Below are 10105 nucleotides of genomic sequence, written 5' to 3' on the forward strand. Positions count from 1 at the left end.
CTCGGGGGCGGGGGTCTGCGGCGGGTTCCGGGTGCTCACGCTTCCTCCATCGCGGCTCCGTCGGCCGCGCGGCGGACGCCGGTCGCCGCCGTGGCGGGGTCGGTGTCGGTGGCCGGGGCGGCGGGGATCAGCAGGGCCACCGCGCAGGCGACGAGAGCGACCGTGCCGGCCATGCCGAAGGCGGTGAGGTAGCCGTGCAGGGTGGGCAGCGGCAGCCCGCCCACGAGGCTGGTGTGGTGCACCAGTACGGCGGCGACGGCGGCGCTGGAGACGGCCTGGCCGACGGTGCGCATCAGGACGTTGACGCCGTTGGCGGAGGCGGTCTGGGTCGCGGGCACGGCACGCAGGATCAGCGCGGGCAGTGCCGTGTAGGCGAGGGTGGTGCCGATGGAGACGACGGTCGCGCCGATCATGATCATCGGCAGGGAGCGGCTGTCGGCGATGCGCACGCCGTAGCCGGCGGCGATGACGGCGGCGCCCAGCGCGAGCGTGATCTTCGGTCCGCGGGCGGCGGATATGCGGGCGGCGAGCGGGGAGAGCAGCAGCATGCAGATGCCGCTGGGCAGCAGGACGAGGCCTGTCTGCACGATGGACAGGCCGAGGCCGTAGCCGCTGGCCTCGGGGGCCTGGACGAGTTGCGCGGTGACGAGGGTGTTGGCGTAGAAGGCGAACCCCGTGAGCAGGGCGGCCACGTGGGACAGGCCGACGCGCGGGTCGGACACCAGCCGCAGGTCGACGAGCGGGCGGGCGGCGCGCAGCTGGTGGCGCCACCACAGGGCGAGGACGACGGCGGCCCCGGCGAACAGGCCGAGGACGGTGGGGCTCCCCCAGCCCCATTCGCCTCCCTGGGACACCGCGAGGAGCAGGCAGACCAGGCCGGCGGCGAGCCCGAGGGCGCCGGTGACGTCGAACCGGCCCGGCTCGCGCACCGGCGACTCGGGTACGGCCCAGCCGATCAGGGTGATGCCGGCGGTGCCGAGGACGGCGGTGACCCAGAACATGGTGTGCCAGTTCGCGTACTGGATGACCAGGGCGGCGGCCGGCAGGCCGAGTGCGGCGCCGATGCCGACGGTGCTGCTCATCAGCGCGATGGCGGAGCCGCGCCGCTCCGGGGGCAGCTCGTCGCGCAGGATGCTGATCGACAGGGGCACGACGGAGACGGCGGCGCCCTGGAGGGCGCGGGCGGTGATCAGCAGGCCGATGTCGGCGGTGAGGGCGCAGATCACCGACCCGGCGGTCATGAGGGCGAGGGACAGCAGCAGCACCCGGCGCTTGCCGTACATGTCGCCGGCGCGGCCGAGCACGGGGGTGAGGACGGCGCCGGCCAGCAGGGACGCGGTGACCATCCAGGAGACGGCCGCCGGGGAGGCCCCGGTGAGGCGGGGCAGGTCGGGCAGGAGGGGGACGACGACGGTCTGCATGACCGCCATGAGGATGCCGCCGTAGGCCAGGACCGGGATCGTGAGCCGGGAGCGCACTCCGGCGGCGGCACGGGGGGTCGGGTCGGGTGTCGGGGCGGACGACGCCATGCGCACTCCAGCGGCGGACCAAGGACAGGAACAGGGAGGTGAATTTCCATTCACCTTATCAGTGAATAGGAATTCACCTGATCGGAGCCGCTGACAGGGGGGCGCGTGGGCCGGCCCGCTGCTTCCACGGGCGTCCGGGCGACGGGCCGACGCGCCTGGCCGCATCGGTGCGTGGCGTCTTCCCTGCGGGGGTGTGCTGCGTCATCATGATCCGCCGTCAGCCGTTTGCCGATCGCGAAGAGGTGACGCGTATGGCCGGGCTCCGTATGGGTGAGGGCATTCTCCGCCGCAAACCCATCGAGCACATCGAGGAGACCGAGGTCGGTGAGGGCACACGGCTGGAGCGCTCGCTGGGCCTGTGGCAGCTGACCGCGATCGGAGTGGGCGGCATCATCGGCGCGGGCATCTTCACGCTCGCGGGGACGGTCGCCAACGAGAAGGCGGGACCGGCGGTGCTGGTGTCGTTCCTGATCGCGGGTGTGGCGAGCGCTGCGGCGGCGCTGTCGTACGCCGAGTTCGCGGGGCTGATCCCGAAGGCGGGGTCCGCGTACACGTACGGCTACGCGGTGCTCGGCGAGTTCGCCGGGTGGTTCATCGGCTGGGACCTGCTGCTGGAGTACACGGCGATCGTGGCGGTGGTCGGCATCGGCATCTCCGGCTACTTCAGTTTCCTCGTCGAGGAGATGGGCGCCGATCTGCCGGACTGGATGCTGGGGGCACCGGGGACGGGGGACGGGCACAAGGTCGATCTGTTCGCGGCGCTGCTGTGTCTGCTGATCGCCTGGCTGCTGAACATGGGCATCCGCAACGCGGCGCGCTTCGAGACCGTGGTGGTCGTGCTGAAGGTGCTGGTGGTGCTGCTGGTGATCGGTGTCGGCGTGTTCCACATCGACACGGGCAACTACCACCCGTTCTTCCCGTTCGGGGTGAGCGGCGCGTTCACCGGGGCGGCGACGGTGTTCTTCGCGGTGTTCGGCTACGACGCGATGTCGACGGCGGCCGAGGAGTCCAAGGACGCGCAGCGGCACATGCCGAGGGCGATCCTGTACTCGCTGGTGATCTCGATGGTGCTGTACGTCGCCGCGTGCCTGGTGCTGACCGGTATGCAGGACTACAAGGACATCGACCCGGAGAGCGGCTTCTCCTCGGCGTTCAAGGCGGTCGGGCTGAGCGGGCTCGCGGATGTGATCGCGGTGGGAGCGATCATCGGCATTCTGACGGTCATGTTCACGTTCATGCTGGGGGTGACCCGGGTCTGGTACAGCATGTCGCGTGACGGGCTGCTGCCGGCCTGGTTCGCCAAGACCCACCCGACGCGGCACGTTCCGACACGGGTGACCTGGATCGTCGGTGTCGCGTCGGCCGCGATCGCCGGGTTCCTGCCGATCGGCGAGGCGGCCGAGCTGACGAACATCGGCATCCTGCTGGCGTTCGTCGTGGTGTGCACGGCGGTGATCGTGCTGCGCTACCGGCAGCCCGACCTGCCGCGCACCTTCCGTACACCGTGGATGCCGTTCGTGCCGGCGGTGGGCGTCGGCTTCTCGATCTGGCTGATCACGTTCCTGGCGTGGCAGACCTGGGTGCGGTTCGCGGTGTGGTTCCTGATCGGCGTGGTCGTGTACTTCGGCTACTCGTACAAGCGGTCGGTGCTGGCGCGGGCCGAGGTGCCGCACGGGGACTGAGCGCGGCCGGGACCGGCGCCCGCCCGGCCGTCGGGCGGGCGGACCCGGACTCCGCGCGCCCCGGGCCCGGGGTGCCGAGGGACCCGCAACCCGGGGTGCCGAGGAACCCGCAACCCGGGGTGCCGAGGAACCCGCAACCCGGGGTGCCGAGGGACCCGCAACCCGGGGTCACTCCCCCATCACCAGCCCGTCCTTCGCCGCGCCCCGGCTGAGCACCACGGTCCGGATGCGGTCGCGGACGCCGCGCACCTCCGCGCCCTGGGCGAGGGCGCGGTTGAGGTTCACCACGCGGCCCGCGTCGACGTCGTACATCTGCGGCACGAACTCGGCGCGCGTCACCTCCCAGCGTCCGCCGGGCCGGCTCGGCGGGGTGAAGGTGAAGCGGGCGACGGTCGACTGGTTGCCGCGCGGGTCCTGCACGCCGGCGGTGTCGGTCATCTCGCCGGCGATCTGGTCGCCCATGCCGTACACCACCCAGGTCCCGTTGACCTTCTCGTACGCCTGCGGGACATGGGCGTGCGTGCCGAGGATCAGGTCGATGTCGGGGCGGCCCCCGGCGCGGGAGGCGGTGAGGCTGCGGGCGAGGGCGAGCTGCTGCTGGTCGGGGGCGTCCTGCCATTCGGTGCCCCAGTGCAGGGAGACGACGACCACGTCGGCGCCGGCCTTGCGTGCGGCGCGGGCGTCGGCGACGATCCGCGCCGGGTCGATCAGGTCGACCGCCCAGGGCTGTCCGGCCGGGGCCGGGATGCCGTTGGTGCCGTAGGTGTAGGCGAGGTGGGCGACCGTGGCGGGCCCGGCCCGCAGCAGGGTGACGGAGTTGGCCTCGGCCTCGGTGCGGGCCGAACCGGCGTGCCGTACGCCCGCGGCGTCGAGGGCGTCGAGAGTGCGTCGTACGCCCTCCGCACCGTCGTCGAGGGTGTGGTTCGAGGCGGTGGAGCAGCCGTCGTAGCCGGTCGCGGCGAGGGCGGCGGCGATCTCGGGCGGGGACTTGAAGAGGGGGTAGCCGGTGTAGTCGCCGTCGGCGCCGTAGACGGTCTTCATGTGACACAGCGCCAGGTCGGCGCGGGAGACGACCGGCTTGATGCCGGCGAGCATCGGCTCGAAGGCGTAGCCGGTGCCGCCCGCGTCGAATCGGGCGCGGTCGATGACCGAGGTGTGCGGCAGGACGTCACCGGAGGCGACGAGGGTGAAACCGCGCTGTGCGGAGGAGGGTGCGGGCCGTCCGGCGGATGGGTCGTGGTCATGGGCCTGGCAGGCGGCGGCCGCGGCGAGGACGGCGGTCAGGGCCAGGGCCACCTGGTGTCTGCGTGCGATCATCACTCACCCCAGTGCGGTCATATTTACCCACAAATAGGTACGAGTTTGACCGGCGCCCCAAACGACCCGGCGGCCCCATTGACCCGTCCGGTGGCCGCACGAGGACCTCTCAGCCGGTCGACGACCGTTCGTCGAACCGTTCGTCGACGCGATCGACCGTCCGCCGCACGGCCGTGTGCGCGCCCTGTCCGAAACCGTGCCCCTGCGGTGCCATACGCGCATGACGGCCGGAACCACTCTCACCACCACGGCGACGACCGCCGAACACGAACTCGCCGCGCTCCAGCGGGAGCACGGCCGCCCCCTGTTCGCGCTGCTGCTGCGGCTCTGCGACGGCGACCGGCAGCGCGCCGAGGATCTCGTGCAGGAGACACTGGTGCGCGCCTGGCAGCATCCCGAGGCCCTGCGCGCCGACGCCTTCGACTCCGTGCGCCCCTGGCTGATGACCGTCGCCCGGCGCCTCGCGATAGACGCCCGCCGGGCCCGGCAGGCACGGCCCGCCGAGGTCGGCGACGCCGTCCTCGACACCCACGCCCCCGTCTGCGCCGATCACGCCGACCGGGCCGCCGCCGCCCTCGATGTCCGCGAGGCTGTGAAGACACTCACTCCGCACCACCGTGAAGTCCTGGTGCTGGTGTACTTCCAGGGGGCCAGCGTGGCGGAAGCGGCGCAGACCCTGGGCATCCCGCCCGGTACCGTGAAGTCCCGCGCGTACTACGCGCTGCGCGCCCTGCGCCGGGTCCTTCCGGGATACGCCGCCGACCTGCGGTGAAACGCGTGTGACAGTCAAACCTTCGCAAAGCGCCTTGCTGCGGACCATGGTTGAGCAGTCGGCTGTCCCCATCCGTGTTCCGGAGTGGGTCCGGTGAAGCGGATCCCGGCCCGGCAGCGGGCGACGCGCACGCACCGGAGGAAGGCAGGAAGGGATGCTGCACAGAGGTCATCAGAGCACGGACGGCACCGACGGCGGTGAACTGACCGTCCCCATGGCCTGGTTGTACGCCGAGTACATCGCGGACGAGCTGCTCCGCACCGGCGACCTCATGCCGCCGACATCCTTCGAGTTCCGGGCCGGCCGTGACGCGCTGGCCCTGACCGTCTTCCTCTCCGACACCGACGGTGAACTGTCCGGCATCCGCGTCGTGACCCAGCTGGAGATGTGGCTGTCGCTCACCGCGTACGACCAGCCGTGGCAGGAGTGGGTGCGCGAACGGCTCGCCGAGCTGACCGCCGAGGCCGCCGCGTCCGGCCGGCCCTCCCCCGACCTGGATCTGGCCGCGGCGGCGTGGCGCTGGCTGGAGGAGACCGAGCTGCTCGCACCCGACCTCGACGCCGTGCCGGGCGGCGCGGGGGTGACCGGCGAGGACGACGGGCCGAAGGTGTGGACGCCGGCGTGGCGGCTCGGCCTGCCGCTCGGCCATCTCGCCATCCATCTGTTCTAGCCACGCTCACGGCACCGGCACCCTGTCGGGCCGGTCCGGCGCCGGTGGCGGCGGGCCGGGCGGCGGCCGATCGCCCCGGCCTCCGGACGGGTTTCGGCCATGTTCGGGATTTCCGGCCGCGGGACCAATCCGGACAGCGCCCCGCTCCGAATCTCTTGGTTGCGATTCTGTGCGTGACTTGAGTGATTCGGCGGTCCGGTGCGTACGGGTGGGAGCAAGGAGTAACCCCACCCCCACTCAATGGCACGAGGATGCGCATGAGGTCCCTGGAGAGGCATCGCGACGTCGCCGCGTACGCGCTCGGCGTGCTGGACGAGGCGGACGCCTTCCGCTTCGAGGACCACCTCATGGAATGCGTCGACTGCTCGGCCCGCGTCACCGAGTTCGGGCCCGTCACACGGCAGTTGATGCTCTACCGGCGCGCGACACCGCGCACCGTCCACCCCGCGGCCCGGCCCGGCCCGCGGATGCTGGAGCGGCTCACGGCCGAGCTGGCCGTCCGGCAGCGCCGGGCCCGGCGGCGGACGCTGTACGTCCTCGCCGCGTGCCTGGTCGCCGCGGTCGCCGGACCCGCGCTGGTCATGACGGCGGGCGGCGGCCCGAAGCCGATGCGGGTGGCCGCGACCGACGAACGCTCGGGGGTGTGGGCACAGGTCACCGCGGAGAACGCGGAGTGGGGCACACGCGTGGAGCTGACCGTCAAGGACGGCGCCGGGCCGCGGACCTGCCGGCTGATCGTGGTCGGCCGGGACGGCTCCGAGGAGACGGTGACGAGCTGGCGTGCCCAGGAGCACGACGCCCGCCCAGACACCGTGCAGGGCGGAGCGGCCCTCCACCCGGACCAGATCGACCATTACGAGGTCCGTACGGACGACGGCGAGCACCTGGTGACGCTGGACCCGCCCTGACCGCCCGCCGCAACGGACCGGACGCGGGCCCGCCCTCCCGGAGCCGGGCCGGGCCCGTGGTGGCCCCCGCCGGTACGGCGACCGGCTCTCCCGGCGCCCCGGCTCTCACTTCAACAGCCGTGACAGCCTGCGGTCGGCGAGCAGTCTGCCGCCGGTCTGGCAGGTCGGGCAGTACTGGAGCGAGGAGTCGCTGAAGGAGACCTCGCGGACGGTGTCCCCGCACACGGGGCACGGCTCGCCGGTGCGGCCGTGGACCCGCAGACCGGACCTCTTCTCCGCCTTCAGCCGCCCGGCCGCCACCCCGCGGGAGCGCTCCACCGCCTCGGTCAGGGTGGTGCGCAGGGCCTCGTACAGACGGTGGACGTCCTGCGGGGTCAGGGACGCGGCCGGCTTGAAGGGCGACATCTTCGCCGCGTGCAGGATCTCGTCGCTGTAGGCGTTGCCGATCCCGGCGATCAGGCTCTGGTCGCGCAGGACGCCCTTGATCTGCCGGCGCTCCCCCGCGAGCAGTTCCGTGAACCGCCGCTCGTCGAAGTCGTCGGCGAGCGGGTCGGGGCCGAGCCGGGCGATGCCCTCGACCTTCCGCGGGTCGTCGACGACGTACACCGCGAGGCGTTTCTGCGTGCCCGCCTCGGTCAGGTCGAAGCCGGCGCCGGTCTCCAGCGCGACCCGCAGCGCGAGGGGGCCCTTGCCGGGGCGGGGCGGGCCGTCGGGCAGCCGGTCCCGCCAGTGCAGCCAGCCGGCCCGGGCGAGGTGGGTGACCAGGTGCGGGCCGCCGCCGGTGGCGATGTCGAGGAACTTGCCGTACCGGTGAACAGCGGTGACCTCGGCCCCCTCCAGGGCGGTCGGCGGCGGGTCGTACGTCTTCAGGACGCTGATCGCGACGGGCAGCACCCGGACGATCTCGTGCCCGGTCAGGTGCTCGGTGAGGAAGTCCTTGAGCGCTTCGACCTCGGGGAGTTCCGGCATGGGTCCAGCTTGCCACTCAGTCGCCGGGCGGGTCCGGTACGGCGAACTCGCACCACACGCATTTGCCTCCGCCGCGCGCCTCCACGCCCCACGCGTCGGTGAGCAGGTCCACGAGGAGCAGTCCCCGCCCGGACACCCCCGAGTCGCCGGCCTCACGGCGGCGCGGCAGGGCGCTGGAGGAGTCCTCGACCTCCACCCTCAGCCGGCGCGCGCGGCCGGTGAGCCTGCGCAGGGTGACAACCGCGGCGCCCTCGGTGTGCATCAGGGCGTTGGTGATCAGCTCGTCGGCGACCAGTTCGATCTCGTCGGCGCGGTCGCGGGCGCCCCAGCCGCGCACCGCGGTGCGGATCATGTGGCGGGCGTCGGTGAGCGCCTCGGGGTCGCCGGGCGCCACATGCTGCTGGAGGCGGCCACCGGCGCGCGGGGTGTCCAGGCCCCGGCGGCGCAGCAGGAGCAGCGCGACATCGTCGTCGCCGCCGCGTTCGGCGGCGGCGGCGATGAACCGGTCGGCCAGCTCGTCCACGTCCTCGGGACCGGAGGCGACCAGCGCGACGAGGGCGCGCATGCCGTCGTCCAGGTCGATGCCGGGCTGTTCGACGAGGCCGTCCGTGCACAGCAGCAGGGTGGCGCCGGGGTCGAGTTCGAGGGTGGCGACGGGGTAGTCGAGGCGGCCGAACTCGGCGGACAGGCCGAGCGGCAGCCCGCCCGGCACACGGACGCGGCGGCAGGTGCCGTCGGCGTCCCGGACCAGCGGGTCGATGTGGCCGGCGCGGACCGCCTGGACGACTCCGGTGTCCAGGTCTGCCTCCGCGTACAGGCAGGTGGCGAAGCGGTCGGTGTCCAGTTCGTGCAGGAAGACGGAGGCGCGGGCCATCACGGTGGCCGGGGTGTGCCCCTCGGCGGCGTAGGCGCGCAGCACGATGCGCAGCTGGCCCATGACTGCGGCGGCGTGCGTGTCGTGGCCCTGCACATCGCCGATGACGGCGCCCACACGGCCTCCGCCGGTGAGGCTGCCGCCGGGCAGCGGGATCAGGTCGTACCAGTCGCCGCCGATGTCCCGCCCGGGTGAGCCTCCGACGTCGGCGGCGCGGTAGCGGACGGCGATGTCGGCGCCGGGCACGCTGGGGATGGTGCGCGGCAGCATGGCCTGTTGCAGGCCCTGCGCGATGTCCTTCTCCTGCTCGTAGAACATCGCCCGTTGCAGGGACTGCGCGATGCTGCTGCCCAGGGCGAGGAGGATGTTGCGCTCCTCGGTGGTGAACGTGCGGCGGTCCCTGCTGTACAGGAGGCCCATCGCGCCGATGGGGCGGGCCTGCACGATGAGCGGCAGATAGGCGGCGGCGGTGACGTTCAGGCCGGTGAGATGCGGCCACAGGATCGGGTAGCGGGCGGCGAACTCCTCCGGCGACTCGATGAAGCGGGGGGTGAGGGTGCGGACGACCTCGCTCATCGGGTACGGCTCGTCGATACGGGTGACGCGAGTGCCCGGCACGAAGCTGCCCTCGGGGCCCTCCGCGACGAGCCGGATACGGCCCGCCTCGACGAGGCCCATGACGAGGCTGGTGGCGCCCAGATGGGTGAGGCCGTGGGTGTCCTTGAGGACGTCGATGACGTCCTGGACGGTGCGGGCGTGCGCCAGGGCGGCCGTGGTCAGCTGGACGATGCTGGTCTGCCGTCTGCGGTCGTCGTCCAGGGCGCCCTCGTCACGGCGGGCGGCCAGCTCCGTCAGTTCCGGGGTGGCGTCGCGGACGATGCCGACGATACGGCGGGGGCGGCCGGTGGGGTCGCGGCGGATGTAGCCCTGGGTGTGGGTCCAGCGCAGGGAGCCGTCACGGCAGCGCATCCGGAAGTAGGTGCCGTAGTTCTCGCTGCCGTCCTTGATGGCCTGCGCGACCAGGGCGTCCAGGCGGCGCGCCTCCGGGGGCGGCACGCGCACACCGAGGGACTCCGGGTGTCCGTCGTACTCCTCGGGGCGCAGGTCGAAGACCTCGTGGGCCTGGGGGTCCATGTGGAACAGGCCGGTGTCGAGGTCCCAGTCGAAGCTGCCCATGCGGTTGAGCGCCAGGATCGGGTCCGGGTGGGCGGGCCAGTCGTCCGGGAGTGGCAGGGCGCTCGCAACCCGATCAGCCATGCGCCCACCTTGCCAGGAAATGCCCGATTCTTCGACCTGGGTGGCAGCGGGAATCACCCTCGCGCCGACGGCCGCGGGGTGTCCGGCACGGCGGTGGCGTGGCTGGGGCGGGGCGGCAGCCGGTCAC

At 72.7% G+C, this 10105-nt stretch carries 8 protein-coding genes; 4 read left to right on the forward strand and 4 right to left on the reverse strand.

From position 1 onward, the window contains the following. Positions 1-35: 35 nt before the first annotated feature. Entirely contained in the window at positions 36-1529 is a 1494-nt protein-coding gene (locus MTQ10_RS22260) for an MFS transporter (RefSeq protein WP_247471367.1), read from the reverse strand. A 251-nt stretch (positions 1530-1780) separates the two neighbouring features. Between MTQ10_RS22260 and MTQ10_RS22265 the strand changes: the two genes are divergently transcribed. Beyond that, the gene (locus MTQ10_RS22265) at positions 1781-3211 is read left to right on the forward strand and encodes an amino acid permease (RefSeq protein WP_247471383.1); all 1431 of its coding nucleotides are present in this window, start codon (positions 1781-1783) and stop codon (positions 3209-3211) included. A 168-nt stretch (positions 3212-3379) separates the two neighbouring features. On the opposite strand, the gene MTQ10_RS22270 is transcribed toward MTQ10_RS22265, so the two are convergent. Next, complete coding sequence (locus tag MTQ10_RS22270; RefSeq protein WP_247471386.1) at positions 3380-4528, reverse strand: CapA family protein; 1149 nt, start codon at positions 4526-4528, stop codon at positions 3380-3382. 220 nt (positions 4529-4748) lie between these two features. Here MTQ10_RS22270 and MTQ10_RS22275 point away from each other — a divergent pair, with 220 nt between their 5' ends. From MTQ10_RS22275 to MTQ10_RS22285, 3 genes are all read left to right on the forward strand, one after another. Next, positions 4749-5300, forward strand: a complete 552-nt coding sequence (locus tag MTQ10_RS22275; RefSeq protein WP_247471388.1) for a sigma-70 family RNA polymerase sigma factor — start codon at positions 4749-4751, stop codon at positions 5298-5300. Positions 5301-5454: 154 nt separating this feature from the next. Further along, positions 5455-5970, forward strand: coding sequence for a hypothetical protein (locus tag MTQ10_RS22280; RefSeq protein ID WP_247471391.1), 516 nt, complete (start codon positions 5455-5457; stop codon positions 5968-5970). 257 nt (positions 5971-6227) lie between these two features. After that, on the forward strand, positions 6228-6878 hold the full coding sequence (locus MTQ10_RS22285; RefSeq protein WP_247471393.1) for a zf-HC2 domain-containing protein: 651 nt from the start codon (positions 6228-6230) through the stop codon (positions 6876-6878). Positions 6879-6983: 105 nt separating this feature from the next. On the opposite strand, the gene MTQ10_RS22290 is transcribed toward MTQ10_RS22285, so the two are convergent. Both MTQ10_RS22290 and MTQ10_RS22295 read right to left on the reverse strand, forming a co-directional pair. Further along, complete coding sequence (locus tag MTQ10_RS22290) at positions 6984-7847, reverse strand: Fpg/Nei family DNA glycosylase (protein ID WP_247471396.1); 864 nt, start codon at positions 7845-7847, stop codon at positions 6984-6986. A gap of 16 nt (positions 7848-7863) precedes the next feature. Continuing rightward, entirely contained in the window at positions 7864-9978 is a 2115-nt protein-coding gene (locus MTQ10_RS22295; protein WP_247471398.1) for a SpoIIE family protein phosphatase, read from the reverse strand. Between the last annotated feature and the right edge of the window lie 127 nt (positions 9979-10105).

It is taken from the genome of Streptomyces sp. XM83C (assembly GCF_023072675.1).
Taxonomy (GTDB): domain Bacteria; phylum Actinomycetota; class Actinomycetes; order Streptomycetales; family Streptomycetaceae; genus Streptomyces; species Streptomyces thermocoprophilus.

What these genes read in the sequence shown, in the direction of transcription:
- MTQ10_RS22260 (WP_247471367.1), bottom strand. Translation starts at nt 1,529, where the DNA reads ATGGCGTCGTCCGCCCCGACACCCGACCCGACCCCCCGTGCCGCCGCC.
- MTQ10_RS22265 (WP_247471383.1), top strand. Translation starts at nt 1,781, where the DNA reads ATGGCCGGGCTCCGTATGGGTGAGGGCATTCTCCGCCGCAAACCCATC.
- MTQ10_RS22270 (WP_247471386.1), bottom strand. Translation starts at nt 4,528, where the DNA reads ATGATCGCACGCAGACACCAGGTGGCCCTGGCCCTGACCGCCGTCCTC.
- MTQ10_RS22275 (WP_247471388.1), top strand. Translation starts at nt 4,749, where the DNA reads ATGACGGCCGGAACCACTCTCACCACCACGGCGACGACCGCCGAACAC.
- MTQ10_RS22280 (WP_247471391.1), top strand. Translation starts at nt 5,455, where the DNA reads ATGCTGCACAGAGGTCATCAGAGCACGGACGGCACCGACGGCGGTGAA.
- MTQ10_RS22285 (WP_247471393.1), top strand. Translation starts at nt 6,228, where the DNA reads ATGAGGTCCCTGGAGAGGCATCGCGACGTCGCCGCGTACGCGCTCGGC.
- MTQ10_RS22290 (WP_247471396.1), bottom strand. Translation starts at nt 7,847, where the DNA reads ATGCCGGAACTCCCCGAGGTCGAAGCGCTCAAGGACTTCCTCACCGAG.
- MTQ10_RS22295 (WP_247471398.1), bottom strand. Translation starts at nt 9,978, where the DNA reads ATGGCTGATCGGGTTGCGAGCGCCCTGCCACTCCCGGACGACTGGCCC.